24 protein-coding genes are annotated in these 26,856 nt (G+C 73.1%); 10 read left to right on the top strand and 14 right to left on the bottom strand.

What is annotated here, in order from left to right:
* Positions 1-21: 21 nt before the first annotated feature.
* From ACFWMZ_RS24370 to ACFWMZ_RS24380, 3 genes are all read right to left on the bottom strand, one after another.
* Entirely contained in the window at positions 22-318 is a 297-nt protein-coding gene (locus ACFWMZ_RS24370) for a metal-sensitive transcriptional regulator (RefSeq protein WP_383172189.1), read from the bottom strand.
* Positions 319-431: 113 nt separating this feature from the next.
* Positions 432-1,901 (bottom strand): flotillin family protein, encoded by a 1,470-nt coding sequence (locus ACFWMZ_RS24375; protein ID WP_383172191.1) that lies wholly within the window; start codon positions 1,899-1,901, stop codon positions 432-434.
* A 240-nt stretch (positions 1,902-2,141) separates the two neighbouring features.
* Positions 2,142-2,639, bottom strand: a complete 498-nt coding sequence (locus ACFWMZ_RS24380) for a hypothetical protein (RefSeq protein WP_383172192.1) — start codon at positions 2,637-2,639, stop codon at positions 2,142-2,144.
* 876 nt (positions 2,640-3,515) lie between these two features.
* Between ACFWMZ_RS24380 and ACFWMZ_RS24385 the strand changes: the two genes are divergently transcribed.
* Complete coding sequence (locus ACFWMZ_RS24385) at positions 3,516-4,340, top strand: alpha/beta hydrolase (protein WP_383204068.1); 825 nt, start codon at positions 3,516-3,518, stop codon at positions 4,338-4,340.
* A gap of 40 nt (positions 4,341-4,380) precedes the next feature.
* On the opposite strand, the gene ACFWMZ_RS24390 is transcribed toward ACFWMZ_RS24385, so the two are convergent.
* From ACFWMZ_RS24390 to ACFWMZ_RS24410, 5 genes are all read right to left on the bottom strand, one after another.
* The gene (locus ACFWMZ_RS24390) at positions 4,381-5,925 is read right to left on the bottom strand and encodes an LCP family protein (RefSeq protein ID WP_383172195.1); all 1,545 of its coding nucleotides are present in this window, start codon (positions 5,923-5,925) and stop codon (positions 4,381-4,383) included.
* Positions 5,926-6,122: 197 nt separating this feature from the next.
* The gene (locus ACFWMZ_RS24395; RefSeq protein ID WP_383204071.1) at positions 6,123-6,452 is read right to left on the bottom strand and encodes a hypothetical protein; all 330 of its coding nucleotides are present in this window, start codon (positions 6,450-6,452) and stop codon (positions 6,123-6,125) included.
* 389 nt (positions 6,453-6,841) lie between these two features.
* Positions 6,842-8,794: an ABC transporter permease gene (locus ACFWMZ_RS24400; protein ID WP_383204106.1), complete on the bottom strand. Its 1,953-nt coding sequence runs from the start codon at positions 8,792-8,794 to the stop codon at positions 6,842-6,844.
* 313 nt (positions 8,795-9,107) lie between these two features.
* Complete coding sequence (gene modA, locus ACFWMZ_RS24405; protein ID WP_383204074.1) at positions 9,108-9,917, bottom strand: molybdate ABC transporter substrate-binding protein; 810 nt, start codon at positions 9,915-9,917, stop codon at positions 9,108-9,110.
* Positions 9,918-10,053: 136 nt separating this feature from the next.
* Positions 10,054-10,449, bottom strand: a complete 396-nt coding sequence (locus ACFWMZ_RS24410; protein WP_383172201.1) for a molybdopterin-binding protein — start codon at positions 10,447-10,449, stop codon at positions 10,054-10,056.
* Positions 10,450-10,642: 193 nt separating this feature from the next.
* Between ACFWMZ_RS24410 and ACFWMZ_RS24415 the strand changes: the two genes are divergently transcribed.
* From ACFWMZ_RS24415 to ACFWMZ_RS24435, 5 genes are all read left to right on the top strand, one after another.
* Complete coding sequence (locus ACFWMZ_RS24415) at positions 10,643-11,098, top strand: hypothetical protein (protein WP_383204077.1); 456 nt, start codon at positions 10,643-10,645, stop codon at positions 11,096-11,098.
* A 513-nt stretch (positions 11,099-11,611) separates the two neighbouring features.
* Positions 11,612-12,094: an AAA family ATPase gene (locus ACFWMZ_RS24420; RefSeq protein WP_383172206.1), complete on the top strand. Its 483-nt coding sequence runs from the start codon at positions 11,612-11,614 to the stop codon at positions 12,092-12,094.
* 52 nt (positions 12,095-12,146) lie between these two features.
* Positions 12,147-12,287, top strand: a complete 141-nt coding sequence (locus tag ACFWMZ_RS24425) for a hypothetical protein (RefSeq protein WP_383204079.1) — start codon at positions 12,147-12,149, stop codon at positions 12,285-12,287.
* Positions 12,288-12,359: 72 nt separating this feature from the next.
* Positions 12,360-12,911, top strand: a complete 552-nt coding sequence (locus ACFWMZ_RS24430) for a GNAT family N-acetyltransferase (protein ID WP_383204082.1) — start codon at positions 12,360-12,362, stop codon at positions 12,909-12,911.
* A gap of 61 nt (positions 12,912-12,972) precedes the next feature.
* The gene (locus ACFWMZ_RS24435) at positions 12,973-13,227 is read left to right on the top strand and encodes a hypothetical protein (protein WP_383204085.1); all 255 of its coding nucleotides are present in this window, start codon (positions 12,973-12,975) and stop codon (positions 13,225-13,227) included.
* A gap of 95 nt (positions 13,228-13,322) precedes the next feature.
* Here the strand turns inward: ACFWMZ_RS24435 and aspS are convergent, their stop codons facing one another.
* Positions 13,323-15,107, bottom strand: coding sequence for an aspartate--tRNA ligase (gene aspS / locus ACFWMZ_RS24440; protein WP_383204088.1), 1,785 nt, complete (start codon positions 15,105-15,107; stop codon positions 13,323-13,325).
* Positions 15,108-15,880: 773 nt separating this feature from the next.
* On the opposite strand from aspS, the gene ACFWMZ_RS24445 reads away from it, so the two are divergent.
* On the top strand, positions 15,881-18,223 hold the full coding sequence (locus ACFWMZ_RS24445; protein WP_383172221.1) for a SpoIIE family protein phosphatase: 2,343 nt from the start codon (positions 15,881-15,883) through the stop codon (positions 18,221-18,223).
* Between the two features lie 16 nt (positions 18,224-18,239).
* Here ACFWMZ_RS24445 and ACFWMZ_RS24450 read toward each other — a convergent pair whose 3' ends face one another.
* The 3 genes from ACFWMZ_RS24450 to ACFWMZ_RS24460 form a co-directional block, all read right to left on the bottom strand.
* A complete protein-coding gene (locus ACFWMZ_RS24450; RefSeq protein WP_383204090.1) occupies positions 18,240-18,392 on the bottom strand; it encodes a hypothetical protein in 153 nt (50 codons plus the stop codon).
* Between the two features lie 17 nt (positions 18,393-18,409).
* The gene (locus ACFWMZ_RS24455; protein ID WP_383172225.1) at positions 18,410-19,366 is read right to left on the bottom strand and encodes a pirin family protein; all 957 of its coding nucleotides are present in this window, start codon (positions 19,364-19,366) and stop codon (positions 18,410-18,412) included.
* A 479-nt stretch (positions 19,367-19,845) separates the two neighbouring features.
* Positions 19,846-20,340 (bottom strand): SseB family protein, encoded by a 495-nt coding sequence (locus ACFWMZ_RS24460; protein ID WP_383172227.1) that lies wholly within the window; start codon positions 20,338-20,340, stop codon positions 19,846-19,848.
* A 140-nt stretch (positions 20,341-20,480) separates the two neighbouring features.
* On the opposite strand from ACFWMZ_RS24460, the gene ACFWMZ_RS24465 reads away from it, so the two are divergent.
* Complete coding sequence (locus ACFWMZ_RS24465; RefSeq protein WP_383204093.1) at positions 20,481-22,307, top strand: acyl-CoA dehydrogenase; 1,827 nt, start codon at positions 20,481-20,483, stop codon at positions 22,305-22,307.
* A 124-nt stretch (positions 22,308-22,431) separates the two neighbouring features.
* Here ACFWMZ_RS24465 and ACFWMZ_RS24470 read toward each other — a convergent pair whose 3' ends face one another.
* Positions 22,432-22,959 (bottom strand): GNAT family N-acetyltransferase, encoded by a 528-nt coding sequence (locus ACFWMZ_RS24470; RefSeq protein ID WP_383204096.1) that lies wholly within the window; start codon positions 22,957-22,959, stop codon positions 22,432-22,434.
* 190 nt (positions 22,960-23,149) lie between these two features.
* Between ACFWMZ_RS24470 and ACFWMZ_RS24475 the strand changes: the two genes are divergently transcribed.
* Positions 23,150-24,127, top strand: a complete 978-nt coding sequence (locus ACFWMZ_RS24475; protein WP_383204098.1) for a zinc-binding dehydrogenase — start codon at positions 23,150-23,152, stop codon at positions 24,125-24,127.
* Positions 24,128-24,262: 135 nt separating this feature from the next.
* Here ACFWMZ_RS24475 and ACFWMZ_RS24480 read toward each other — a convergent pair whose 3' ends face one another.
* Complete coding sequence (locus tag ACFWMZ_RS24480) at positions 24,263-24,826, bottom strand: DUF6083 domain-containing protein (RefSeq protein ID WP_383204101.1); 564 nt, start codon at positions 24,824-24,826, stop codon at positions 24,263-24,265.
* Between the two features lie 597 nt (positions 24,827-25,423).
* Between ACFWMZ_RS24480 and ACFWMZ_RS24485 the strand changes: the two genes are divergently transcribed.
* Positions 25,424-26,713 carry a M18 family aminopeptidase gene (locus ACFWMZ_RS24485; RefSeq protein ID WP_383172237.1) on the top strand — a complete coding sequence of 430 codons (1,290 nt, stop codon included), beginning with the start codon at positions 25,424-25,426 and terminating at the stop codon, positions 26,711-26,713.
* Positions 26,714-26,856 lie beyond the last annotated feature (143 nt).

Below are 26,856 nucleotides of genomic sequence, written 5' to 3' on the forward strand. Positions count from 1 at the left end.
GCCCGCCGGGGCCGCCCCGGCTCAGGCCAGGGAGAGGAAGAGCTTCTCCAAACGGGCGCGCATCTCCTCGCGGGACTCCGGGGTGGTGGGGTTCTCCCCGTCCTGGGGGTCGTCGGTCAGACACTGCTGGAGGCCGGTGGCGATGATGGCGAACCCGGCGCGGTCCAGCGCGCGGGAGGCCGCGGCCAGCTGCGTGACGACGTCCTCGCAGTCGCGCCCCTCCTCGATCATGCGGGCGACGCCCGCGATCTGGCCCTGGGCCCGCTTGAGACGGTTCAGCACGGCCTTCAGATCCGACTCGGCGAGTTCCAGTTGCACGAGGGCTCCTTCGTAGGTGTTCCCTCCCAGGATGACACCGGGAGAAGACGGACACGGAAATGGCTCCGGCGCCCGAGGGCGGCCGGAGCCATTTCCGTGCGCGGAGGCGAGGGTCAGTCGCGGATGTCGATCTTCTGCTCGCCCTCACCCGCGGCCGCGCCCTTGGCGGCCGAGGCGTCCTGGGCGGGCGCCTGCGCGGGCCCGGCGGAGGTGCCCTCCTTGGCGGTGATGCCCTTGAGGACGCTGGTCAGGTCCATCCCGGTGGTGGACTGGAGCAGCTCCATGCCCTGGGCGACGTTGTCCGCGACAGTGCGGGAGAGCTTGGAGGCACCGTCGGTGGAGATCACCGTCATCTTGTCGACGGCGCTGAGCGGCTCGGACGCCTTGGCGACGACCTGCGGCAGCACCTCGACCAGCATCTGGAGGACGGCCGCGTCGCCGTACTGGGAGAACGCGTCGGCCTTCTTCCGCATGGCCTCGGCCTCGGCGGAGCCCTTCGCCGCGATGGAGGCAGCGTCGGCCTCACCCTCGATGCGGACGGCGTCGGCGAGCGCGGCGCGGTGCGCCTTCTCGCCCTCACCGGTCAGGCGGGCCCGCTGGGCGTCCGCCTCGGCCTCCTTGACCTGGGCGATGCGGCGGGCCTCCGCCTCCTGCTCGGCCTGGTAACGAGCGGCGTCCGCAGGCTTACGGACCTTGGTGTCGAGCTCGCGGTCGGTCAGGGCGGCCTGGCGCTCGGCGACCTTCTCCTGCTCCATCAGGACTTCCTGCTGGCGAGCGGCCTCGGCCAGCGGACCGGCGGCGTTGGCCTTGGCGCCGGCCGCCTCCGTCTCGACCTTGATCTCGGCCTGCTTCAGGTAGAAGGTCCGCTCCGCGATGGCGATTTCCTCGGCGGCCTTCAGTCGGGCCTGCTCCGAGGCGCGCTTGGCGATCGCCTCGGCGATGTCGGCCTCCTGCTTGGCGCGGGCGGCCTCGGGGCGGCCGAGGTCCTCCAGGTAGGAGCCTTCGGTGGTGATGTCCTGGATCTGGAAAGCGTCCAGGATCAGGCCCTGGCCGGAGAGGCTGGTCTCGGCCTCCTCGGCGACCTGCCCGGCGAAGGTGGCGCGGTCGCGGATGATGTCCTCGACCGACATCCGGCCGACGATGGCGCGCAGGGCGCCGGAGAGCACTTCCTGCGTGAAGCCGACGATGCCGCCCTGCTGCTGGAGGAAGCGCTGGGCGGCGGCGCGGATGGCGTCCTCGTTGCCGCCGACCTTGACGATGGCGACGCCTTCGAGGTTGGCCTTGACGCCACGCAGGGTGACCGCGCCCCGGACGGAGACCGGGATGTGGCGGCTGGAGAGGTCGAGCGTGAAGCGCTGCTGCACGAACGGGATGACGAAGACACCGCCGCCGACGACGACCTTCTGCCCGCTGTTGTCGGTGATGACCCGGCCGGTGTTCGGGTCGGTGGACTTCTTGCCCCGACGGCCGGTGATGATGAACGCCTCGCTGGGCCCGGCGACCTTGTACCGGGTGATCACCACCAGAGCGAGCAGGACGAGGAGCACCACGGCTCCTACGACGGCGGAGACAACTGGACTCATTGGGCTTCCCCCAAGCCGTCCGGGGGACGGCGGATAGTGCGGACAGTGCGGTCGGGTGGAGTTCCGGCGGCGCTGCCGCCCTCCGGCGCCGGCCGATGTTTCACGTAAAACACCAGTGGTCACACCCGGCGGCCCTATGGCGACGTTTCACGTGAAACGTCCGGATGTTTCACGTGAAACATCGGCCGGCTCGGAAAGCGGTCGGCTGCCGGTGGCTCTCCCGGCCCGGTCCCGCCGCCGTCAGCGTTCGACGGGGCGGACGGAGACAGAGGTCGAGGAGAGAGATGACTCGACCCAGATCTCGGTTCCCCTGGTGAGGGGAGCGGTGGATTTGGCGGACAGCTTGAGCGGCTGGCCGCCGAGGTACACCAGCACCTCGCCGTACCCGTCCGCCGGAATCGAGGTGACCACGGAACCGGCCGTGCCCACCAGATCGGCCGAGCGGGGTGTCGCGTCGGTCTGGTCGCGCATCAGCGCCTTGCTCAGCTTGAGCACGACCCAGCCGGTCACGAGCCCGGCGAGGACGCCGATGACCGTCGCGCCGACCACGCCGAGTTCGGTGGTTCCCAGGACGATCACTCCGCCGAAGCCGAGCATCGACACGAACCCGGCAATGGCGGGCAGGGAGAGCAGACCGTCGAGGAAGTCCCCGAAGAATCCTTCCAGGACGCCGTCGAAGATCAGCGAAAGAACCAGCAGGACGATTCCCGCGATTCCCAGACCAAGAAACAGGGTCACGATTGATCCCTCCCCGTGTCGCCGTTTCTCTCCCACGCCACCGTGCCCGCTCGCAGGGGTCCGCCCGTGCTGGAACGGGCGGACCTGATTTCCGCCTTGCCGCTCCGGGGCCGCTCCGCATTCCTGATGCGTGTGACAGGGTGAGAAGCCGGTGCCGTGACTCTCCTGAATGCTCCCATAGGCCTGGCGGAAAAGACATTGCCGATCACCGGCAATCTTTACGCGTCCTTAATGCCGTGACCTACCGCCTCCGCCGGGGCCGCCGCCCCCTCGTCGCCCGCCGGGTGGGGCGGAAGTCGGCACGGAAGCCCCCTGTGAGCACACCCTGGCGCCTCTCCCTGGCCCTGCCCGAACCTGGCCGCGCGGAGCCTACCTCCACCCCGCAAGGGCAACCTGAGGCCATGGCTGGTAACGCGGCGGGCGGGCGTGCTCTGATGTCGGCTCAGCCCGCACACCGGGCCACGACCACCGACCGCGCCCGGTGCCCGGAACGCCCGGCCCTGCAGGAGGCCCCGCCCGCCCCTCCCGACAGGCCCGGCCAAGCCCGGCCTCCCCGCCCGGCCGGAGGGGCCTGGCCCCTACACGCGGAACCAATCCGGACCGCCCGCCGGCCCGAACAAGGGGCGAGGCCGAGGGCGGGAGGAAGGACGGCGCCCGCCACCGTCCCGGCCCCGCCCGCCGGGAACCCCGAACCGAACGACCGCCGACCGCCGAGGCCCGCCACCCCACCACCGCCGACAGCACCGACAGCACCGACAGCACCGACAGCACCGACAGCCGAACCTACGACCCGGACCGCACGAACACCGCCGCAGCCGCAGACCCGCAGACAGACGCGGGAAGCCGCCGGCACAGGCACATGGGGGAGATACCGACATGAGGACAGAGCGGGCCCAGGACGCCGAGCCGCCCCGCACGGCCGCCGACCCGGAGCCCCCGGCCCCGGATCAGGAGGGAGGCGCCGCCGTGCAACCCGGCCACGACGGCCTCCCGCGCCAGGGCGGCGGCCGGGGCCGAGCCCGCGCCGTGGTGATGCTGCTCCACGGCGGCCGGGAGGCGGGCCTGGAGGCTCCCCCGCCGTGGAACCTGCCCGGCCTGCGGATGCGCCCCTTCGCCCGGTCCATCGCCCGCGCCACCCGGGGCCGCCAGGTCCAGCTGACCGCCGTCCGCTACACCCACCGCGGCTGGAACGGCACCCGCGAGGATCCGCTGCGGGACACCGACCGGGCCCTGGACGCGCTGGCCGAGGAGTACGGCGAGGTCCCGGTGATCCTCGTCGGCCACTCCATGGGCGGCCGCGCCGCCCTCCGCGCCGCCGGACACCCGCTGGTCCGCGGCGTCGTCGGCCTCGCCCCCTGGTGCCCGCCCGGCGACCCGGTGACCCAACTCGCCGACCGCTCGGTGGTCCTGCTGCACAGCGACCGCGACCACACCACGAGCCCGCTCGCCTCGCAGACCACGGCGACCCGCGCCCGCCGCGCCGGGGCGCGCACCTGCTCGGTGACGATCCGCGGCAGCGACCACGCGATGCTCCGCCGCGCCCCGGTCTGGCACCGGCTCACCGCCGACCTGGTCACCGGCCTCCTCGGTTACGGCCCGCTCCCCCCGGCCGTCGGCACCGCGCTGAAACTGCCCCCCGGCACCTCGGGGCCCGAGGGCAACCTCGACCTCGACCGGATCACCGGCGCCGGGCGCGGCTGAGCGCGGCCCCGGCCCGGCGCTCCGCGCACCGGCCGCCGGCTCACCCGTACGAGAGGTCGTCGCAGAGGTCGTCGTCGGCCGAGCGGGCGCCGTCGGCCACCTCGGCCGGGACACCGGTCGGCTCCGGCGAGGCGGCGGCCTCCGGCTCGGCGTCGGGGTCGGCGGCGTAGGAGCTGCCGACGGTGATGTCGATGCCCGGGGCGGAGCCCAGGACGAGGCGGGCGCCGGGGAAGAGCCGCGCCGCGGTCCGGGCGCGGTTCTCCTCGCCGGGGCCGTGGGTGACGACCGTCCCCCCGTGGTCCTGCCGGGGCGCGTTGCCGTAGCCGCTGACGGTGAAGCCGTGCGCGGTGAGGCGGGTGGCGGCGCGGGCGGCGAGGCCGCCGGTGGTGGTGCCGTTGTGGACGGTGACGGTGGTGCCGGTGCCGTCGACGGGCCCGGTCGGCGCGGGGGAGGCGTCGGCGGCCGGGCGGGCCGTGCGGCGGCCTCCGGCGTCCTTGCCGTCGAGGGTGCGGTCGTTCTTCAGCGCGTGCCACAGCGCGGCCGCGTCCGGCTCGACGACGGCGACGCGGTTTCCCTCGTAACGCCAGGGGATGGTGAGGAACTTGGTGTTGTCGAGGTCGATGTTCTTCAGGCCCATGGCGAAGCTGAGGAGTTTGTCGGCGGAGCCGAGGCCCGGGTCGACCGTCATCGACCTGGTGGCGGCGTCCGCGAGGGGCAGGAGCTTGCCGGGGGTGAGCCCGTCGTCCTTGATCTTCTTCATCAGGCTGCCGACGAACGCCTGCTGGCGCTTGATGCGGCCGAGGTCGGAGCCGTCGCCGATGCCGTGCCGGATGCGGACGTAGTCCAGCGCCCGCTGCCCGGCGACGTCCTGTTCGCCGCGCTCGAAGACCCGTGCGCCGCGGGTGGCGCGCTTGGGGTTGAGGTCGCGCTCATATATGTCCTGCGGGACGCAGACGCGGACCCCGCCGACCACCTCGGTCAGGTCGGAGAAGCCCTTGAAGTCGATGACGAGGGTGTGGTCGACGCGCAGCCCGGTCAACTGCTCCACGGTGTTCTGCGTGCAGGCCGGGTTCCCCTCGGGCGTCTCCCCCACGGTGTACGCGGTGTTGAACATGGCGCGCTGCTGCGGCTGCGTCCACGAGCCGTCCGGCAGGCGGCAGCTCGGGATGGGGACGAGGGTGTCGCGCGGGATGGAGACCGCGACGGCGTGCTGGGCGTCGGCGTAGACGTGCAGCAGCAGCGCGGTGTCGGAACGGCCGATGTCGTCCTTGTCGCCGCCGCCGAGCTCCGCGTTGCCCCCGGTCCGGCTGTCGGAGCCGAGGAGCAGGATGTTCTGCCCGGCCGAGGTGTCCGGGGGCCGGTTGTCCGAGACGCCCTCCTGGCCGAAGGTGCCGAGGTTGCCGCCGAGTTTGAGGTAGAGCCAGCCGCCGCCCGCGGTGGCGAGCAGCGCCAGGGAGAGGCCGAGCACCAGGACGGGCCGCGCCTTCCGGCGGCCCTCGGGCCCCCGCGCCGAGCCCTGCTCCGGCGCGCGCCCGCCGCTCTCCGCGCCCCCGTCCCCGGGTTCGCGCCGTCGGCTGCCGGTCATCCCGTCACTCCCCTTCTCGACCCGTCGCCGTATCTGTACGACGTTGCGCAATGTAGCCACTCAAGTCGGGCGCGGGGAGTCCTTCCCGGTCTCGGCCGCCCGGACGGGTCCGGTCCACCGGGCGTGAGCCCGCCAGGGAGAACGACGCGGGCGCCCGGGGACTTGGCAGGGCCCGCATGCCGTGGCTGTGCGGCGGGTCAGGGACTCGCGTGGTCGTAGCCGTAGCGGAGCGGCTCGTGGTGGACGCGGGGGTCGCGCCGGTACACGTACAGCGCGTCCGCGCGGAACGGCGTGGGGCCGTCGACCGCCCGGCACGGGTACGTCACCTGCACCACCGCCGGGCGGTCGACGACCCGCAGGCGGGTGCCGTGCGCCGGGCCGCCGTCGAGCACGGCGTGCTCATCGACGGCCGGGCCCCTGGGGGCGGTTGGGGGGCCTGGCACGGGCCCGCCCGTCGGGTCGGTGGCGGGGTGCGGTGCGGCTGTCGGGGTGCGGTGCGGGGCTCCACCGGTTCCGTTGCTGTGCATGTAAAGACTTTATGCAGATCCCCGCATCCGCTCCATGGTGCGCCGCCCGGCCCTTCGGACCCGGCCGGAACCCGACACCCCGCCTCTTCGCCGCCCTTTCCCGGGACCCGGCCCGGCCTCGACCGGCACGCCCCGCACCGGGGCTGGCGGTAGCCGGTGTTCAGGGCCCAGCAGGAGGGCCCTGCCAGCCCGCCGAACAGGACGCCGGGCAACGCCCCACCCACCGGGATCGGTTACGAGCCATCTGTCGTACGCGGCTCTCCGACCGCCCACCGGCGCGCGGGCTGATGTACCCGGCACCCGACACGCTTCACCAAGCCGTCCCGACCGAGGCCCATGAACTCCCGTCCCTCGTTCCCCCGTTGGGCGCTCACCCGGCCCCCGGCCCCTCACAGCCCCACCACCGTCACCTCCGTAGCCTTGACCGCCATCCACACCCGGGTACCGTCCGTCAGCCCGAGGTCGGCCGCCGCGGCCGGGGTGATCTCGGCGACCAGGTCCGGCACTTCCGGGGAGATGAGGAGCACCCGGAGCCTGCTGCCCACCGCCGTCAGCTCCCGCACGGTCCCCGCCCAGACGTTCCGCGGGCTGCCTTCCGGGCGGGCCAGGTGGAGCGAGACCGCCTCCGGGGCGATCACCGCCAGGACCGGGGCGCCCTGCTGCGGCGGGCCCTCGTCCCCCGGTGCCGTCGTGAGCAGGCCGCCGCCCGCCATCTCGACCGTGCCGTCCGGTCCCGCCGTGCCCTGCCAGGCGTTGCCGCCGAGCATCCGGGCCACCCAGGGGGAGCGCGGGTGCCGGGTGACCTCGGCGGGCGGAGCGTCCTGCACCGCCTCGCCGCCCTCCAGCACCAGGACCCGGTCGGCCAGCGACACCGCCTCCACCGGATCGTGGGTGACGACGAGGCAGACCCCGCCGAACCCCGCCAGATGGTGCCGCAGCGTGTGGCGTACCCGCGCCCTGGTCGTCTGGTCCAGCGCCGCCAGTGGCTCGTCCAGCAGCAGCAGCCGGGGGCGTGCCGCCAGCGCCCGGGCCAGCGCCACCCGCTGGGCCTGGCCGCCGGAGAGCTGGGCGGGCCGCCGATCGGCCAGCTCGCCCACGCCGAGCCGCACCAGCCACTCCCGCGCCTGCCGCCGGGCCTCGGCGCGCGGCACCCCGCGCGCCCGGAGCCCGTACGCCGTGTTGGCCAGGGCCGACAGGTGCGGGAAGAGCGCCCCGTCCTGCGGCACCCACGCCACCTGGCGCCGGTGGGTCGGCAGGCGGGTCACGTCACGGCCACCGAGGAGGACCTCGGCGCGGGCGCGCGGGGTCAGGCCCAGCAGGGCGCGCAGCAGCGTCGTCTTGCCCGCGCCGTTCGGCCCGACGACCGCGACCGTGGTCCCGGCGGGCGCGGTGAGCGAGAACCGGGTGTAGCCGGAGAGCTCGGCGCGCAGGTCCCAGCCCTCGTCGGCGGGGACGGAGGCGCCGGGGCGTAGGGAATCGGTCTCCGGGGTGGTGTCGTCGCCGCCCGCACCGGCCCGGTCGGTGGGGGTGGCCACGCCGGCCGGCGTCGCGTCGGCGCCTCCGCCCGGGGCGGTCCTGGCCTCGCGCACCGCGCCGCCCGTCCACCGGCCCCGCAGCGCCACCAGGACCGCCATCGCGATCACCAGCAGCAGCAGCGAGACCGAGGTGGCGGCCTCGGGGGAATCCTGGAGCAGCAGGTACACCTGGAGCGGGAGGGTCTGCGTCGCGCCCGGCAGGTTCCCCGCGAAGGTGATCGTCGCCCCGAACTCGCCCAGGGCCCGCGCCCAGGTCAGTGCTGCTCCGGCGGCCAGCGCCGGGGCGAGCAGCGGCAGCGTCACCGTGGTGAAGACCCGCAGCGGTCCGGCGCCGAGCGAGGCGGCCGTCTCCTCCAGGGACGGGCGCAGCCCGGCGAGCGCCCCCTCCAGACTGATCACCAGGAACGGCATCGCCACGAAGGCGGCGGCCACCACCGCGCCCGCCGTGTGGAAGGGCAGCGTCAGCCCGAAGGTGGACTCCAGCCACGGCCCGAGCACCCCGCGCCGCCCGAAGGCGAGCAGCAGTGCCACGCCGCCGACCGTGGGCGGCAGCACCATCGGCAGCAGCACCAGCGAGCGGACCAGCGCCTTGCCGGGGAACGGCACGCGGGCCAGCAGCCAGGCCAGCGGCACGCCCATCACCAGGGAGAGCAGCAGCGCCCAGCCGGAGACGACCAGCGACAGCCGCAGCGCCTCGGTCACCTGCGGGGCGGTCAGGTGGCGGACCAGGGAGGGCCAGTCCGTCCTGGCCAGCACCCCGACCAGCGGAAGCAGCAGGAAGGCGACACCGATCAGCGCCGGGACCATCAGCCCCGCCGGGAGACCACGGCGCACCGCGCCACCCGCCCCCGCATCGGCCTTCCCGAACCGCACCCGCCCGCGCCCGACTTCCCGCTTCACGCCTGCCTCACCCCGCTCCCGCCTCGCACCCGCACTCCTCCGTCAACCACGCCCCGCACACCTCACGCGGCGCGCTCCACTGACGGCATCCCCCGGCCGTCCACGCGCCACACGGACCCGCCGGACCGACAGGAGCACGCGGCGCACACGAACACACGATCGAGCGCCCGGCCCGTCCCGAGCGCCGGAGTGCGCCCCCTCGACCGTGCCGACGCACACGTCAGGGCTGCTGGAATCCGGCCTTCCGCAGCAGCACCCGCGCCTCGTCGGACGACAGCCACTTCACGAAGTCGGCCGCCTCCTCGGCGTTTTCGGACCCCTTGAGAGTGGCCGCCGGGTAGGAGGCGACGGCGTTCTGCGCGTCCGGGATGTCGACGGCGTCGACCTTGTCCGGGACCGTCTCGGCGTCGGTCTTGTAGACGAGCCCGGCGTCGGCCTCACCGAGCTCGACCTTGCTCAGCACGGCGCGGACGCTGACCTCCTGCGAGACCGGCTTCACCGTCAGCTTCTGCGCGTCCAACACCTGCTTGCCGTACCGCCCGACCGGCACCTCCTCGGCGGCGAGCACCACCTTGAGGTCGGAGTCGGTGAGGTCCTTGAGGGAGTCGACCTTCTTCGGGTTGCCCTCCTCCACGGCGATGACCAGGCGGTTCTTGGCGATGACGGTGGGCTTGCCGGTCTCGGCGGCCAGGCCGTCCATGGTCTTGGTGTCGGCGGTCACCAGCGCGTCGGCGGGCGCCCCCTGCTTGACCTGCGCCGCCAGCTCCTGCGATCCGGCGAAGGAGAAGTCGACCTCGACGCCCGGGTGCTCCTTCTCGTACGCCTTCCCGGCCTCCTCGAACACGTCGGTCAGGGAAGCGGCGGCGAGCACCGTCAACCGGGTGTTCTTCTCCGCCCCGGCCGACGCCCCACCGCCCTCCTCCTTCTCCCCGCCGCCCCCGCAGGCGGAGAGCGGTATCAGCACGGCGGCGGTGACCACCGCCGCCAGGGCGCGGCGGCGGGCGGAGCGGGTGGTGAGGGAAGTGGCCATGGGGCTCGTGACTCCTTGGTCCGGGCGGCTCGGCCGACCGTGCTGATCAGGCCGGTCGCGGCTGGTCGGGCTGACGGTGCTGGGGGCGGTGCCGGTGCGCGACGGTGCGGCCGGCGAGCGGCCCGCGGCCCGCGTCTCAGGCCCGGTCGATGTGCACGTTGGTCGACTTGACCCGTGCGATGGCCCGCATGCCGACCTCCAGGCCCAGTTCCTCGACCGCTTCCCGGGTCAGCAGGGAGACCAGCCGGTGCGGCCCCGCCTGGATCTCGACCTGCGCCGCGACGTCGCCGAGCTTCACGCCGGTGACGATGCCGGGAAAGGCGTTGCGGGCGGTGGTGTACGAGGGTTCCTCGTCGTCCGCGCCCTGCTGCCCCACCTCCACGGCGAAGGCGGCGAGCGCCTGCCCCTCGACGACCCGGCGGCCGTTGTCGTCGCGATGGGTGGCGACCCGTCCGGCGTCGGCCCAACGGCGCGCGGTGTCGGGGCTGACGCCGAGGAGACGGGCCGCCTGGCCGATGGTGTAGGACTGCATGTGCGGCACGGTATGGCGCTTCCCCTCTCATCTGCAATGCGGAACCGCGAATTGTGGGGGCAGACACCAACCACCTTGGATGATGCGCCAAAATCCCCGTCCACCGGACGCCGACCCTCCGCCCACGGGCAGGCGGGACCCTCGTCCGCGCCCGGCCCCTGACTGTCAGTGGCCCCTGCCACACTCCGGCCTCATGACGACCGCCCCGGAGACCCAGCCCGCACCGACCGCCGCAACCACCTCGGCCCCGCCCGCCGACCCGCGCCCCTTCCTCCTCACCGACATCGAGGCCGCCATCCGCGCGAGCTGGGGCGCGGACACCACCACCCCGAACCACCGCCCGCACTGGAGCCCGGACAACCCGGCCCGCGACCAGTGCGGGGTGACCGCGATGGTCCTGCACGACCTGCTCGGGGGCGAGCTGATCCGGGGCGTGGTCCGCGTGGACGGCGTACAGACCGACTTCCACTGGTGGAACCGGCTCGGCGCGGGCGTCGAGATCGACCTGACCCGCGAGCAGTTCGCCCCCGAGGAGATCGTCTCCGACGGCGAAGCCGTCCCCCGCCCGGCCCACTTCGCCCGCCTGCGAGAGGAGTACGAACTGCTGCGCTCCCGCGTCCTGACCCGGCTGACCCGCCCCGCCGCCTGACGGACCGGCGCGCCCAGGGCTCGCGCCACCCGCGCGGCGCTCCCCCTTGGCGCCCTCCACTGGACGCGCGGCGGGGGGGTACGTCAGCGGGTGAGCGGTGCGCCATGGCCGGGTACGAGAACGCCGAACCGGAGGTCGCGGGGGTGCACCTGCCGGACACCCGGCTCGCCGCCGAGGCGACCGAGCTGGTCCGCGAGACGGCACCGCCCCCGCGGCCCGATGTCCTGGCGCACCGTCTGGCGCATGACCCGGCTGGGGCGCCCGCCGATCCTCTGACCGGCCCCGGAGCACGCCGGAAAGGGGTCCTCTCCGCCGGGGCCGCCCCAAAGCCGGCGCGGCCCGGGCCGCCGACCGAGGCCGTGGTGACAGGCGGGGCCAGGTATGTGAAGTTGGGGAACTGTGAAGGGCGTACCGCTCCTCTCCCGGCGCTGGGCGCCGGTGGCGTGGAGGGGGAAACGGGTGGTGGGGGATGACCGATCCAGCAGGTCGGGGGGCGGGGCTACCGACCGGCGCGTGTCGTCGAACTTGTCGGGATCGGCGCGTGACGTCCTGCAGGCCGGGCATGTCCACGGTGACCTGCACTTCCACGCGGCGGCCCCGGTGAGCGGGGAGGTCCCCCTGCCGCACCAGCTTCCCTCCGGCGTCTCCGGGTTCGTCGGCAGATCCGACGAACTCGCCGAGCTGGAAGCCGTACTGGGCGGTGACGGCAGCCCTCACGAGCACGTGCCGGTCGTGGTGATCGCCGGAACCGCCGGGGTCGGCAAGACCTCGCTCGCCGTCCGCCTCGCCCACCAGGTGAGTCCCCACTTCCCCGACGGCCAGTTGTTCGTCAACCTGCGCGGCTACGACACCGGGCCGCCCCAGGAACCCGCGGCCGTACTGGAGCGGTTCCTGCGGGCTCTCGGTGTGCCGGGCCCGGCGGTTCCGGCCGGTCTGGAAGCGCGCGCCGAGCTGTACCGGTCGCTGCCACACCACGGCCGCCCGCATCCTCCGTGACCCCCTCCACCCCTGGGACCTCGCCCAGGCGCTGGTCCACCTCGCCGAGGCAGTGGCCGACGACGACCGTCCCGAGGACGCCCGACGGCACCGCGCCGAAGCCGTCGCCCTTCTCGCCGACTTCCCGGACCCGCCGTCCACCGCTCTGCGCCACCGGCTCCAGGAGCAGATCGGGGCGGCGCACGAGGCATGAGCCGACGCCGCAATTGCCTCGCACCCTCCCCTCCCCCCACCTAAGCTTCCCGTTCCGGCCGAGCAGGGGAGCGTGCGCGTGGAGATGCCGATACGGACCGAGCGGCTGGTGCTGCGGCCGTTGCGGGCGGAGGACACCGACGCGGTCCACACCTACCAGCGGCGGGAGGATGTGGCGCGGTACCTGTACCGGCCGCCGCTGGACCGGGCCGGGTGCGCGCGGCTGATCGCGCGCAGCACGGAGTCGCCGGAGTGGGGCACCGAGGGGGCCGATCTGGGCCTCGCCGTCTGCCTGCGGGGGCAGCTGATCGGCGAGACGGGGCTACGGCTCACCTCGGCCGAGGCCGCGCAGGCGGAGATCGGCTGGGTCTTCGCCCCGGAGTACGCCGGGCACGGATACGCCACCGAGGCGGCCCGGGCGGTCCTGGCCGCGGCGTTCGGCCCGCTCAAGGTGCACCGGGTCCACGCACGGCTGGACGCCGAGAACAAGCCCTCCTGGCGGGTCTGCGAACGGCTCGGCATGCGACGCGAGGCGTACCTGGTCGACAGCGACGTGAACCCGGCCACCGGCACCTGGGGCAGCGAGTACGTCTACGCCATGCTGGCCAGGGAGTTCCGGGGCTGACAGGATGCCGTCCGCGGCCCCGGCCGCCCCGTCACCGGCTTCTCCGCATCGCGAGGTCCCGTTGGTCACCGTTCTCACCGTCGCCGTCCTCGCCGTCCTCGTCGTCGGCGGGGTCGTCCTGCTGGCCCGCCTCGACAGCCGGGGCCCGGCCTGGCTCATCTCCCGCCGGATCGCCCGGGGCACACCCGGCCGGTGCGTGCACTGCGGCTCGAAGCGGACCCGCCTGCTGACCACGGACGACGCCCTCGACGGCAGCCTGGAGTGCCGGGCCTGCCACCACATCACCCGGGGCGGCGGCCCCACCCCGGCGGCCTGACCCCGGCGCGACCCGCGCCCGCCGCCCCGTACGTACGACGCAGGGCCCGGCCCCCCGAGAGGAGGCCGGGCCCTGCCGCCGTACAGACGGACGGACTACTTGTCCTTGTCCTTGTCCTTGTCCGCGACCGGCTTGCGGAGCTGGATGTTCAGCTCGCGGAGGCGGGACTCCTCCAGCTCGGTCGGGGCGCCCATCATCAGGTCCTGGGCGTTGCCGTTGAGCGGGAAGGAGATGGTCTCGCGGATGTTGGGCTCGTCGGCGAGGAGCATCACGATGCGGTCGACGCCGGGGGCGATGCCACCGTGCGGCGGGGCGCCGAGGCGGAAGGCGCGGAGCATGCCCGCGAACTCGCGCTCGACGGTCTCGCGCTCGTAACCGGCGATCTCGAAGGCCTTCAGCATGACGTCGGGCTCGTGGTTCCGGATGGCGCCGGAGGAGAGCTCGATGCCGTTGCAGACGATGTCGTACTGCCACGCCAGGATGTCAAGCGGGTCCTTCTCCTCCAGGTCCTTCATGCCGCCCTGGGGCATCGAGAAGGGGTTGTGGGAGAACTCGGTCTTGCCGGTCTCCTCGTCCTTCTCGTACATCGGGAAGTCGACGATCCAGCAGAAGCGGAAGACGTTCTCCTCGAAGTGGCCGGAGCGCTTGGCGGCCTCCACGCGGACGGCCGACATGATCTTGGAGACCTCGTCGAACTCACCCGCGCCGAAGAAGACCGCGTGGCCCGGCTTGAGGCCGAGACGCTCGGTGAGGACCGCGACGTTCTCCTCGGTGAGGAACTTGGCGATCGGGCCGCTCAGGGCGCCGTCGTCGCCGACGCGGACCCAGGCGAGGCCCTTGGCGCCCTGCTCGACGGCGTAGTCACCGAGGCCGTCGAAGAACTTGCGGGACTGCCCGGCGGTGTCCGGCACCGGCAGTGCGCGGACGTGCTTGCCCGCGAACGCCTTGAAGCCGGAGTCGGCGAAGACGTCGGTGAGGTCGACCAGTTCCAGCTGGGCGCGCAGGTCCGGCTTGTCGTTGCCGTACTTCAGCATCGACTCGCGGAACGGGATGCGCGGGAACGGGGAGGTGACCTCGCGGCCGCCGCCGAACTCGGTGAACAGCTCCGTCATCAGCTTCTCGATCGGACGGAAGACGTCCTCCTGCTCGACGAAGCTCATCTCGACGTCGAGCTGGTAGAACTCGCCCGGCGAGCGGTCGGCACGGGCGTCCTCGTCGCGGAAGCAGGGGGCGATCTGGAAGTACCGGTCGAAGCCGGAGATCATCAGCAGCTGCTTGAACTGCTGCGGGGCCTGCGGCAGCGCGTAGAACTTGCCCGGGTTGAGGCGCGAGGGGACGACGAAGTCGCGGGCGCCCTCGGGGGAGGTGGCGGCGAGGATCGGGGTCGCCATCTCGTTGAAGCCGAGCGCCGTCATCTTGTGGCGGATCGCCGAGATCACGGCGGTGCGCAGCATGATGTTGCGGTGCATGCGCTCGCGGCGCAGGTCGAGGAAGCGGTACTCCAGACGGCGCTCCTCGTTCACCCCGTCCTCGGTGTTGATGGTGAAGGGGAGCGGGCCGGCCTCGCCGAGCACCTCGACCTCGGAGACCTCGATCTCGACCTCGCCGGTGGGAAGCTCCGGGTTGACGTTCTCGGCGCCGCGCGAGACGACCTGGCCGTCGACGCGGACCACGGTCTCCTTGGACAGCTTGTCCAGGAGCTCGGCGGCGGGCGTGCCCGGGCGGGCGACGAGCTGCGTGATGCCGTAGTGGTCGCGCAGATCGATGAAGAGGATGCCGCCCAGGTCTCGGCGATTGTGCAGCCAGCCGCTCAGCCGGACGTCGGAGCCGACGTCAGAGGCGCGGAGCTCGCCGCAGGTGTGGGACCTGTACCGGTGCATCGTCGTTCATCCAGTCTTCGGGGGGTTGGGCTGCGGGGTCCCAGGTTACCGCTCGGGGCTCGGCCCCTCGCTGGGATATCCGTGGGGCTGGGCTGGGCCCTCCCTCGGCCCCCCTGCCGGCCTCAAGCGCCGGCCGGGCTGCTTGTGAGCTGCGGCCCGGCTGTCCTGTGCCGGCCCAAGATGGCCTCAAGCGCCGGCCGGGCTTGGAGTGCGTGCGACTCGTCCCGACCGTACCGGTCACAGATGGCCTCAAACGCCGGCCGGGCTTGGAGTGCGTGCGACTCATCCCGACCGTACCGGTCACAGATGGCCTCAAACGCCGGCCGGGCTTGGAGTGCGTGCGACTCATCCCGACCGCGCCGGTCCAAGACGGCCTCAAACGCCGGCCGGGCTTGGATTTCGCTGTACGTCCGCTGGGTGGCGCGAGTGTGGCCGCACCCGGGGCAACCGCGAAACCCCAGCAAGGCCGACACCCAAGGCCACCGGCAACAAAACCCAGCCCGGCCAGCGCCTGAGGCCATCTTGGACCGGCACGGGCGAGACGCACCGCACCCGATACCCAGCCCGGCCGGCGCCTGAGGCCAATCAGTGACCGGCTCGGGAAAGCCGGGCCGCGGCCGGGAGGGCAGCCCAGCCGGCGCCTGAGGCACCCCCGGCCGCGGGCGGCAAGGAAAGCCGCGGGCGGCGGAAGATAGGCCCACCTGGGGGACCCCCAGCCCCACCCGGAGCAAACCCCGGCTCGCGCCCCCGCCTCAGCGGAATAAAGTGGGGCAATGCGCACCGAGGATTCCCTCCCCGACGTGAGGGACGTCCTGGCCGCTGTGGCCACGGGCCTGTGGCGCTGGGACAACGCGAGAGGCGTCGTCACCGTCGACGCGGAAGCCGCACGCCTCCTGAACCTGCCCGAGGAGGCCGCGGTCCTCCCCGAGACGGTCATCCGCGCCCGCTTCCACCCGGTCGACTGGAACGAGATCAACGGCGTCGTCTCCCTCGCCCTCACCGAAGGCACCCTCGCCGAGGTCCGCCTGCGCGTGATGGACGGCGACGGCCGCGTCCTCAGGACCGTACGCAGCCGCTCCAAGCCGGAGCGGATCGGCCCGGAACGCCGCGACGTCCTGCTGACCGGCACCCTCCAGGAGGTCAGCGAGCCCCCGGCGGGCTCCCGCGCCGCCGTCACCGGCGACTGGCGCCGCTCCCGCGAGGCCTTCCTGCTGGACGCCGGCCGCGCCCTGGCGGAGGCCCGCTCCACCGACGAGGTGCTGCGGGTCGCCGCGGGCCTGTCCATGCCGGGCTTCTCCCCCGACGGCCTCGGCGTCTTCGGCATCAAGGGCGGCCAGCTCACCGTGGTCGGCCACCACGGCCAGCAGATCGGCGACGAGAAACCGTTCGTCGACATGTCCCTGGAGACCCCGTACCCGGCCGCCGACGTGGTCCGCACCGGCCGCGCCGTCTACCTCTCCTCACCCGGCGAGTACCGCGAGCGCTATCCGCTGACCTGGCCCCTCGCCCGCCGCTTCAACCGGCAGTCCTGGGCGTTCCTGCCCCTGGTGGCGGGCGGCCGCACCATCGGCGCCTGGATGGCCGCCTTCACCTACCGGGTCTACTTCACCCCCGACGAGCGTTCCGTCCTCACCACCGTCGCCCGCATGCTCGCCCAGGCCCTCTCCCGCGCGGGCGCCGCCGAATCGGCCCGCGAGCTGACCGAGGGCCTCCAGCGCACCATGCTGCCGACGCTGGGCCCCTCCATCCCCGGCATGAGCGTCGCCGCCCGGTACGTCCCGACCGGCGGCGGCCTCCAGGTCGGCGGCGACTGGTACGACATGATCCCGCTGCCCGGCGCCGGGCACGGCGAGGAGACCGGCGGCAACCACCGGTACGCCTTCGTCATCGGCGACGTCCAGGGCCACGACGTGCGCGCGGCGGGGCTGATGGGCCAGCTCCGTATCGCCCTGCGCGCGTACGCCGCGGAGGGCCACCGCCCCGACGCGGTCCTCGCCCGTGCCACCCGCTTCCTCTCCGGGATCATGACCTCGCGGATCTACGGCTCCTCGGGCGGCGGCAACAAGGGCGAGGACGGCGCCCTGCCGGTGGACGAGTACGCCGACTGGCGTTTCGCCACCTGCCTGTACATCGAGGCCGACCCGGCGACCGGCGTCCTGGAGGTGGCCCGCGCCGGCCACCCCGACCCGGTCATCCGGATGCCCGACGGCACCGTCCTGCTGCGGCCCACCACCGGCGGCCTGCCGCTCGGCATCGACCCGGACGCCGACTACCCGACCACCCGGATCGTCCTCGAACCGGGGGAAACGATCATGCTCTGCACCGACGGCCTGATCGAGACGGGCGGCCACGACTTCGCCACCGGTTTCGACCGGGTCCGGGCGGTCATGGAGCGGCCCCCCGCCTCCGTTCCCACGGGAGGCCAGGAGGGTACGGACGGTTCGGACGGCGTCCGGGGCCCGGCCCGCGATCCCCTCAGCGGCGACGGCCTCGAAGACCTCGCCGACCGCCTCGTACAGGCCGTCCACGGCCCCCCCTCGTACCACCGGCCGGGCCCGCTGGTGGACCGGCGGGAGGACGACATCGCGGTGCTGCTCATGCACCGCGACCTGCACGCCACCGGCGGGCCCGTCACGGCCGGGCGGCGGACCGTCGTCACCATCCGGCAGGACGAGGGGGAGCGGATCGCCGAGGCCCGCCAGCAGTTGCGCGCCGTCCTGCACGACTGGTCCGACGAGGACCAGGCCGACTCGGCCGTGCTGCTCCTCTCCGAGCTGCTCACCAACGTCCTGGTGCACACCGACGGCGACGGGCTGCTCGCCGCCGAGCTCCTCGGCCCGCCCGGCTCCCGCCGCCTGCGCATCGAGGTCTCCGACCCCAGCGACGACCTGCCGCACAAGCGGACACCCGGCGAGCTGGCCTCCTCCGGCCGCGGCCTGGTCCTGCTCGACCTGCTCGCCGACTCCTGGGGCGTCGACCCGCAGGGCACGGGCAAGTGCATCTGGTTCGAGATGGCCGAGCACGAGCCCGGCTCCGACGGCGCCGGGGAGGACGAGATCCCGGAGCTCGACGAGGCCGCCCTGGACCGGATGGCGGAGGCCGCCGAGAATCTCTGAGGGCGCGGCGCGCGGATCAGACGGCCCCGGGCTCCCCCGCGGGACCGCTCTGCGCGGCCGAGGCGTCCGTCGCGCCGTTGCCCGCGTACCGCTCGCGCAGCTCGGCCGCGATGCCGAAGGCGGCGGCGGTGGCCGGCACCGCGAGCAGCACTCCGATGATCCCGGCCACCGTCGCGCCCGGCGGGATCACATGCCGTGGACCGCCGGTACCGAGCCCAGGCGACCCGCCTGGAAGTCCTCGAAGGCCTGCTGGAGTTCGGCGCGGGTGTTCATGACGAAGGGGCCGTAGTGGGCCATCGGCTCGCGGAGCGGCTTGCCGCCGAGGAGGACGACCTCCAGGTCGGGGGTGTGGGCGTCCTGGCTCTCGTCGGCCCGCAGGGTCAGCGCCGAGCCGGTGCCGAAGACCGCCGTCTGCCCGGTGTGGACGGGGCGCTGGTCGGCGCCGACGCTGCCGCGCCCGGCGAGGACGTACGCGAGGCCGTTGTACTCCTCGCGCCAGGGCAGCGTGACCTCGGCGCCGGGGCGGACGGAGGCGTGGATCATGGTGATCGGGGTGTGGGTGATGCCCGGCCCCTCGTGCCCGTCGAAGTCGCCCGCGATGACGCGCAGCAGCGCGCCGCCGTCACCGGTGGTCAGCAGCTTGACCTGGCCACCGCGGATGTCCTGGTAGCGGGGGTCCTTCATCTTGTCCTTGGCCGGCAGGTTGACCCAGAGCTGGAGCCCGTGGAAGAGCCCGCCCGACATGACCAGCGACTCCGGCGGCGTCTCGATGTGCAGCAGCCCCGACCCGGCGGTCATCCACTGGGTGTCGCCGTTGGTGATGGTGCCGCCACCGCCGTTGGAGTCCTGGTGGATGAAGGTCCCGTCGATGATGTAGGTGACCGTCTCGAAACCGCGGTGGGGGTGCCAAGGCGTCCCCTTCGGCTCGCCCGCCGCGTACTCCACCTCACCCATCTGGTCCATCATGATGAACGGATCGAGGTGCTTGTAGTTGATCCCGGCGAACGCGCGGCGCACCGGAAACCCTTCCCCCTCGAACCCGCTCGGCGCGGTCGTCACAGCCAGCACCGGCCGCTGCACGGCATCGGCACCAGCCACCACACGCGGCAGGGTCAGCGGATTCTCAACAGTCACTGCGGGCATCTCGGGAACCTCCTAGGCCGACCTCAGAGTAGTTGAAGAATGAACTACTCGCCAGCCTCAACCCCTCCGGGCCCGGAACCATTCCCACCCACCCGCACCCACTCGAAGCCCCCCGACCCGTACCGACCGGGCACCCCGCCACCCAGACCGGGCGCCCCCGCCCCTCCGACCGGGCACCCCGCCCGCACCGACCAGGCGCCCCCGAGCGCCCCGCCCAGCCCCTTCACCAGCCCGTCCGGCGTTTGGGGACACCCCCAGAAACCCGAGCGGGCCGGACACCGAAGACCGATGCCCAGCCCGAAAACCAGCCCGTCCGGCGCATGAGGACACCCAGCCCGTCCGGCGCTTGGGGACGAGCGAGGCCGCAGGCCGAGCAAGGCCCCGGCAAGCCGCGCCCAAGGGGCACCCCCAGCCCGGGCGGCGTTTGAGCCCAGCCCCCGCAGGGGCAAGCAAGGAAGCAGACGGAGCCGCGCGCAGCGCTACCCGTACATCCGCCGCATGGCGAAGTCCACCATCTCCTCGACGGCTTTGGCGTCGAACACCATCCGGTGCTCCCCCTCCATGTCGAGGACGAACCCGTACCCCGTCGGCAGCAGGTCGATCACCTCGGCCCCGGTGATCACGAAGTACTTGGAGTCCTTCCCCGCGTACCTGCGGAGTTCCTTCAGGGAGGTGAACATGGGGATGACCGGCTGCTGGGTGTTGTGCAGCGCGAGGAACCCCGGGTTGTCCCCCCGAGGGCAGTACACCTTCGACGTCGCGAAGACCTGCTGGAAGTCCTCCGCCCCCATCGCCCCGGTGGTGAAGGCGCGCACGGCCTCGGCCAGCGAGGGCGGCGACGGCTCCGGGTAGAGCGGCTGCTGCGGCTGCCCGTACCCGCCGATCCCACCGGCCTGCTGCGGGTCGCCGTAGCCGCCCGCCTGGGGCGGAGCGTAGTGCTGCTGGGCGCCCGCGTTCTGGTCGTAGCCGTACATGTTCAGAAGGGTAACGAGTATCGAGTCACAGATGGGCGGTTAGGGGTTGCTTCTTATTACTGACGGGTAGCATCATCGGTAGTTACCACCCGGTATTGCATCGAGGATCTTGCCTCCCGAGCCAAACGGAGCCTTGCGCCATGGGCCACTACAAGTCGAACCTCCGCGACATCGAGTTCAACCTCTTCGAGGTGCTCGGTCGCGACAAGCAGTACGGCACGGGCCCGTTCGCGGAGATGGACGTCGACACCGCCAAGAGCATCCTGGAGGAGGTCGCCCGCCTCGCGGAGAACGACCTGGCCGACTCCTTCGCGGACGCGGACCGCAACCCGCCGGTCTTCGACCCCGAGACGAACACCGCGCCGCTGCCCGAGTCCTTCAAGAAGTCCTACAAGGCCTTCATGGAGTCGGAGTACTGGCGTCTGGGCCTTCCCGAGGAGATCGGCGGCACCACCGCGCCCCGCTCCCTCATCTGGGCCCACGCCGAGCTGATCCTCGGTGCCAACCCGGCCATCTGGATGTACTCCTCCGGCCCCGCCTTCGCCGGCATCCTCTTCGAGGAGGGCAACGAGGTCCAGAAGAAGGCCGCCGAGATCGCCGTCGAGCGCCAGTGGGGCTCCACGATGGTCCTGACCGAGCCGGACGCCGGCTCGGACGTCGGCGCCGGCCGCACCAAGGCCGTCGAGCAGGCGGACGGCAGCTGGCACATCGAGGGCGTGAAGCGCTTCATCACCTCGGGTGAGCACGACATGTCGGAGAACATCCTCCACTACGTCCTCGCCCGCCCCGAGGGCGCCGGCCCGGGCACCAAGGGCCTCTCGCTCTTCCTCGTCCCGAAGTACGAGTTCGACTGGGAGACCGGCGAGATCGGCGCGCGCAACGGCGCCTACGCCACCAACGTCGAGCACAAGATGGGCCTCAAGGCCTCCAACACGTGCGAGATGACCTTCGGCGACAAGCACCCCGCCAAGGGCTGGCTCATCGGCGACAAGCACGACGGCATCCGCCAGATGTTCCGCATCATCGAGTTCGCCCGCATGATGGTCGGCACGAAGGCGATCGCCACCCTCTCCACCGGCTACCTCAACGCCCTGGAGTACGCCAAGGAGCGCGTGCAGGGCCCGGACCTCGCGCAGTTCATGGACAAGACCGCGCCCAAGGTCACCATCACCCACCACCCCGACGTGCGCCGCTCCCTCATGACGCAGAAGGCGTACGCCGAGGGCATGCGCTCGCTGGTGCTCTACACCGCCTCGGTGCAGGACACCATCCAGGCGAAGGAGACCGCGGGCGAGGACGCCACGGCCGACCACGCCATGAACGACCTGCTCCTGCCCATCGTGAAGGGCTACGGCTCGGAGAAGTCGTACGAGCAGCTCGCGCAGTCGCTGCAGACCTTCGGCGGCTCCGGGTACCTGCAGGAGTACCCGATCGAGCAGTACATCCGCGACGCCAAGATCGACACCCTCTACGAGGGCACCACCGCGATCCAGGGCCAGGACTTCTTCTTCCGGAAGATCGTCCGCAACCAGGGCGCCGCCCTGAACACCCTCGCCGGTGAGATCAAGGGCTTTCTCGCCGAGGCCACCGGTGGCGAGGCGCTCGCCGGTGCCCGCGAGCAGCTCGCCAAGGCCGCCGTGGAGCTGGAGGCGCTGGTCGGCGTCATGCTGACCGACCTCGCCGGCACCGAGAAGGACGTCAAGGCGATCTACAAGGTCGGCCTGAACACCACGCGCCTGCTCCAGGCCTCCGGTGACGTCGTCGTCGGCTACCTGCTGGTCAAGTCGGCCGCCGTGGCCGCCGCCGCGCTGGAGACCGCCTCCGCCAAGGACAAGGCGTTCTACGAGGGCAAGATCGCGGCCGCGAAGTTCTTCGCCGCCAACGTCCTGCCCGGCGTCGCCCAGGCCCGCGCCCTCGCCGAGGCCGTCGACCTGGACGTCATGGAGCTGGACGAGGCGTCCTTCTGATCCGCCGCCTCACGGCCCGCGCCGGGTCGTAGCAGTACCGGGTGTGACAGGCCCGCTCCTTCCGGGGGGCGGGCCTTCGTCCTGTCCGGGCCCCGCGAGCCGTGCCTCTCAGCCGTCGAGGCTCTCAGCCGGCGAGGTCGATCCAGAACCGGCACTTGCGGCCCAGCACCGTGTCCCGGATGTCCTCCAGCACCGCGCCGTGGTGCTCGGCGACCCGCGCCGAGGCCTCGTTGTCCTCGTCGCAGGTGATCAGTACGTGGTCGATCCCGCGCTCCCTGGCCTCCTTCAGCATCTCGCCCAGCGCCCAGGTGGCGAAGCCCCGGCCGCGCGCCGAGGGGCGGACCGAGTAGCCGATGTGGCCGCCCGCGTCGAAGAGGAAGCCGTTGAGCCGGTGGCGCAGGTCGATGGCGCCGAGGAAGGTTCCGTCCTCCACGATCCACCGGTGGGTGGCGGGCACGTAGCCGCCGACCGGGTTGGTCTCCTGCTCCCGCAGGGTCTCCGTCCACAGCCGGAACCCCTCCGCCGTCTCCAGCCCCTGGTCCGGTACGAGGTGCAGCCCGGCCCCGTCCTGGGCGCCGAGCGCCTCCCACTCGGCGCGGGCGGCCAGCCAGGAGGCGTGCAGGGTGGGGGAGGGAGCGATGAGCTGCGGCATGGAAGGACGGTATCCGCCCGCCGCCCCCGCTCCGGACCGTTTTCGCGCCCTTCTGCGCGCCCCCCACCACCGCGCACACCTGCGGCCCTTGACCTGAACTCCGCTTGAGGTCCGAGGGTGAGTACCGGGACGACCGCCACAGACCGGTCGCAGACCCGACGCACGCCCGGACGGACGAGGGGACAGCACGATGAAGGCAGTGGTCATACGCGAGTACGGCGGACCCGAGGTGCTGCGGTACGAGGAGATGCCCGACCCCCTACCGGGCCCGGGAGAGGTACGGATCGCCGTACGGGCGTCCGGCGTCCACTTCATCGAGGGCCTCCTGCGGGCCGGGGGCGCCGAGGGCATGCCGCCCGCTCCCGAGCTGCCCGCGATCATGGGCAGCGAGACGGCGGGCACGGTCGACGCGGTCGGCGACGGCGTCGGCTCCGAGTGGCTCGGGCGGCGCGTCGTCACCCGCTCCCCCAGCCCCGGCGGCTACGCCTCGGTGGTCACCTCGCCCGTCTCCGAGCTCCACCCACTGCCGGAGTCCATCGGCTACGAGGCCGCCGTCACCCTCATCGGCACCGGCGCCATCACCCTGGACTTCCTCGACCAGCTCGAACCCGTCGCCGACGACGTCCTGCTGGTCCTCTCGGCCGCCGGTGGCATCGGCCGCCTCGCCATCCCCTACGTCCGCCGGCTCGGCACCACCGCGATCGGCGCGGCCGGGGGCCCCGCCAAGACCGAGACGGTACGCGGCCTCGGCGCCGACCTCGCCGTCGACTACGACCAGCCGGGGTGGAGCGAGGCCGTCCGCGCCCACTTCGGCACCGGCCGGCCCGTCACCGCCGTCCTCGACGGGGTCGGCGGGGAGAAGGCCGCCGAGGCGTACGGACTGATGGCCGACGGCGGGCGGCTGGTGACCATCGGCTCGTCCTCCGGCGCATGGTTCGCCCCCGACCCGGACGAGGCCGCCGCCCGCTCGGTGACGGTCGTCCCGGCCATCCAGCGGTGGGCCGCCCAGCCCACCGACCGCCGCCTCTCCCGCACCCGGGCCCTGGAAGCCGGCGCCGACGGCCGCCTGGAGGCCGCTTACCAGACCTTCGCCCTCAGCGACGCGGCCCACGCCCACGCGGAGATGGCGGCCCGCCGGACCACGGGAAAGGTCATCCTGGTCCCTTGATCCCCTGGGCCCGGGCCCTCAGCCCCTGGACCCCGGGCCGCGAACCGCCTCTGCTCGTACGGGCGCACCGGTCGTACGGCTGGTACCGGTCCCGTCGTACGGGCCGTACGGGTCGGGCGCACGCGTCGTACGGGGTCAGCCCCGTCCGCCGTGGGCGCGCCGGCGGGCCATCAGCTCTGGGGACTCCAGGGGGGCCGGGCGGGCCGGGCAGACCGAGAAGTGGCTGACCCGGCAGGTGTCCGCCGGGACCGCGCGGCCCAGCGGGAGCGCCGTGCCGTCCGGGGCGATCCGCCACCGGTGCCGGGGCGGGACGCGGTAGGCGGGGAAGGGGTCGGGCTCCATCGGTATCCAGGCACCGCCGACCGTGGTGTGCCAGCGGCCGGGGGCGAAACAGTACCGGCACGTCATCGGCTTGCCCTCGCCCGGGGAGGGCACCTTCGGGCGCTCGGCGAGCGGCTGGCCGTGCTCGGCACGGACCAGCGTCGCGGTGGTCACCGGCAGCAGATCGCCCAGCCGGACCGGGTCACCGGCCGGCGCCGGGGAGGCCGCGCCCGTGCAACTGGGGCAGAGCGGCAGCTCCAGCGGGCCGTGCCAGCGCGCACCGGGCGCCCCGCAGGCCGGGCAGGCGGGGCCGGGCGGCGGGCCCGCCTGCTGCGGGACCACGGCGCCGGGGTCCGAGGGGGAGCGCTCCGGTGCCACACGGTGGCGGGAGGCGGGCGGCCGCCTCCGGGAGCTCTCGGGCAGAGCCCGGACAGCGCCGGGCTCACGGGCGGTGTACGCGGAATGGTAGGTCTGCGAGGTCACCTGGTCCCCCCTCGGTCGGCGGTCACCGCCGGCCCGCCTCCGGTGGTGGGCCGACAGCGCGCGGGACCGGGCCGGACCCCCGACCTTCCCGGCCCCACGCGCCTGCCGCGATGCTTGCACGGGGTACTGACAACGCCGGGGCAGGCGGGTGAACACCCGGGAGTGAGCATCGACTTGACCGAGGCGCACACGGCGGTACACGGCCCCGGCGCGGAGGTGGCAATACTCCGCCGCCCCGGTCATCGGCGGGCGGCCCCCTGCCTGCGGCCACCCGGCATGTTTCACGTGAAACATGCCGTTTCACGATCGCTCGCCTCCTCGCGTACTCGGTGCGATGTTTCACGTGAAACATCCCGAGAGAGGCCGTACACCCAAGGGCCGCTCAAGCGCCCCAAAAGGCCTTTCCTCACTCTTCATGGCGCTTCCCGCCGAACTCGCCTGGTCTCCGCCGCCCCCGGTCCACAGGGCGAGACGGCTGGTTAGGCTGGACGTATGAGCAGACCCGCCCGCTTCGACCGCGGCCACACCGACGACCTCCTCACCTACCTGGCGGCGAGCCCGTCCCCGTACCACGCGGTGGCCAACGCGGCCGAGCGGCTGGAGAAGGCCGGTTTCCGCAAGGTCGAGGAGACCGACGCCTGGGACGGGACCAGCGGCGGCAAGTACGTCCTGCGGGGCGGCGCCCTCATCGCCTGGTTCGTCCCGGAGGGCGCCGAGCCCCACACCCCCTTCCGGATCGTCGGCGCGCACACCGACTCCCCGAACCTGCGGGTCAAGCCGCTGCCGGACACCGGTGCGGCGGGCTGGCGGCAGGTCGCCGTGGAGCTCTACGGCGGCACGCTGCTCAACACCTGGCTCGACCGGGACCTCGGCCTCGCCGGGCGGATCACGCTCAAGGACGGCCGGGACGTCCTGGTCAACATCGACCGGCCGCTGCTGCGCGTCCCGCAGCTCGCCATCCACCTGGACCGCAGTGCCAACGACGGTCTGAAGCTGGACCGCCAGAAGCACATGCAGCCGATCTGGGGCCTCGGGGAGGTCGAGGAGGGCGACCTCATCGCCTTCGTCGCCGAGGAGGCCGGAGTCGACGCCGCCGACGTGGTCGGCTGGGACCTCATGCCGCACCCGGTGGAAGCCCCCGCATACCTCGGCCGCGACCGCGAACTGGCCGCCGGGCCCCGGATGGACAACCTCCTCTCCGTGCACGCCGGCACCGCCGCGCTCGCGGCCGCCGCCGCCACCGGAGAGCTGCCGTACATCCCGGTGCTGGCCGCCTTCGACCACGAGGAGAACGGCTCGCAGTCCGACACCGGCGCCGACGGCCCGCTCCTCGGCTCCGTACTGGAGCGCTCGGTCTTCGCCCGGGGCGGCTCCCCCGAGGACCGCGCCCGCGCCCTCGCCGGGACCATCTGCCTCTCCTCGGACACCGGCCACGCGGTCCACCCGAACTACCCGGAGCGCCACGACCCGACCCACCACCCGCGCGCCAACGGCGGACCGATCCTCAAGGTCAACGTCAACATGCGCTACGCGACGGACGGTTCGGGCCGGGCGGTCTTCGCCGAGGCCTGCGAGAAGGCCGGCGTGCCCTTCCAGAACTTCGTCTCCAACAACGCGATGCCCTGCGGCACGACGATCGGCCCGATCACCGCCGCCCGCCACGGCATCAAGACGGTCGACATCGGCGTCGCCATCCTCTCCATGCACAGCGCCCGCGAGCTGTGCGGAGCCGATGACCCGTTCCTTCTGGCCAACGCCCTGACGGCCTTCCTGGAGGGCTGACCCGGACGCCCGGCACCGGGGCATCCGCCCGAAGGCGGTGCGGGCCGAGGCTCAACAGCCTCGGCCCCCACCGCCATTCGGGTGCCCCCCGCCCACCCCCCCGCGTGTGAGGCGGACCCCGGGGGTCGCGGCGCTTGGAGAGG

The organism is Streptomyces sp. NPDC058373 (genome assembly GCF_042723275.1).
Lineage (GTDB): Bacteria > Actinomycetota > Actinomycetes > Streptomycetales > Streptomycetaceae > Streptomyces.

What these genes read in the sequence shown, in the direction of transcription:
- ACFWMZ_RS24375 (WP_383172191.1), bottom strand. Translation starts at nt 1,901, where the DNA reads ATGAGTCCAGTTGTCTCCGCCGTCGTAGGAGCCGTGGTGCTCCTCGTC.
- ACFWMZ_RS24385 (WP_383204068.1), top strand. Translation starts at nt 3,516, where the DNA reads ATGAGGACAGAGCGGGCCCAGGACGCCGAGCCGCCCCGCACGGCCGCC.
- ACFWMZ_RS24390 (WP_383172195.1), bottom strand. Translation starts at nt 5,925, where the DNA reads ATGACCGGCAGCCGACGGCGCGAACCCGGGGACGGGGGCGCGGAGAGC.
- ACFWMZ_RS24395 (WP_383204071.1), bottom strand. Translation starts at nt 6,452, where the DNA reads ATGCACAGCAACGGAACCGGTGGAGCCCCGCACCGCACCCCGACAGCC.
- ACFWMZ_RS24400 (WP_383204106.1), bottom strand. Translation starts at nt 8,794, where the DNA reads ATGGTCCCGGCGCTGATCGGTGTCGCCTTCCTGCTGCTTCCGCTGGTC.
- modA (WP_383204074.1), bottom strand. Translation starts at nt 9,917, where the DNA reads ATGGCCACTTCCCTCACCACCCGCTCCGCCCGCCGCCGCGCCCTGGCG.
- ACFWMZ_RS24410 (WP_383172201.1), bottom strand. Translation starts at nt 10,449, where the DNA reads ATGCAGTCCTACACCATCGGCCAGGCGGCCCGTCTCCTCGGCGTCAGC.
- ACFWMZ_RS24415 (WP_383204077.1), top strand. Translation starts at nt 10,643, where the DNA reads ATGACGACCGCCCCGGAGACCCAGCCCGCACCGACCGCCGCAACCACC.
- aspS (WP_383204088.1), bottom strand. Translation starts at nt 15,107, where the DNA reads ATGCACCGGTACAGGTCCCACACCTGCGGCGAGCTCCGCGCCTCTGAC.
- ACFWMZ_RS24445 (WP_383172221.1), top strand. Translation starts at nt 15,881, where the DNA reads ATGCGCACCGAGGATTCCCTCCCCGACGTGAGGGACGTCCTGGCCGCT.
- ACFWMZ_RS24455 (WP_383172225.1), bottom strand. Translation starts at nt 19,366, where the DNA reads ATGCCCGCAGTGACTGTTGAGAATCCGCTGACCCTGCCGCGTGTGGTG.
- ACFWMZ_RS24460 (WP_383172227.1), bottom strand. Translation starts at nt 20,340, where the DNA reads ATGTACGGCTACGACCAGAACGCGGGCGCCCAGCAGCACTACGCTCCG.
- ACFWMZ_RS24465 (WP_383204093.1), top strand. Translation starts at nt 20,481, where the DNA reads ATGGGCCACTACAAGTCGAACCTCCGCGACATCGAGTTCAACCTCTTC.
- ACFWMZ_RS24470 (WP_383204096.1), bottom strand. Translation starts at nt 22,959, where the DNA reads ATGCCGCAGCTCATCGCTCCCTCCCCCACCCTGCACGCCTCCTGGCTG.
- ACFWMZ_RS24475 (WP_383204098.1), top strand. Translation starts at nt 23,150, where the DNA reads ATGAAGGCAGTGGTCATACGCGAGTACGGCGGACCCGAGGTGCTGCGG.
- ACFWMZ_RS24485 (WP_383172237.1), top strand. Translation starts at nt 25,424, where the DNA reads ATGAGCAGACCCGCCCGCTTCGACCGCGGCCACACCGACGACCTCCTC.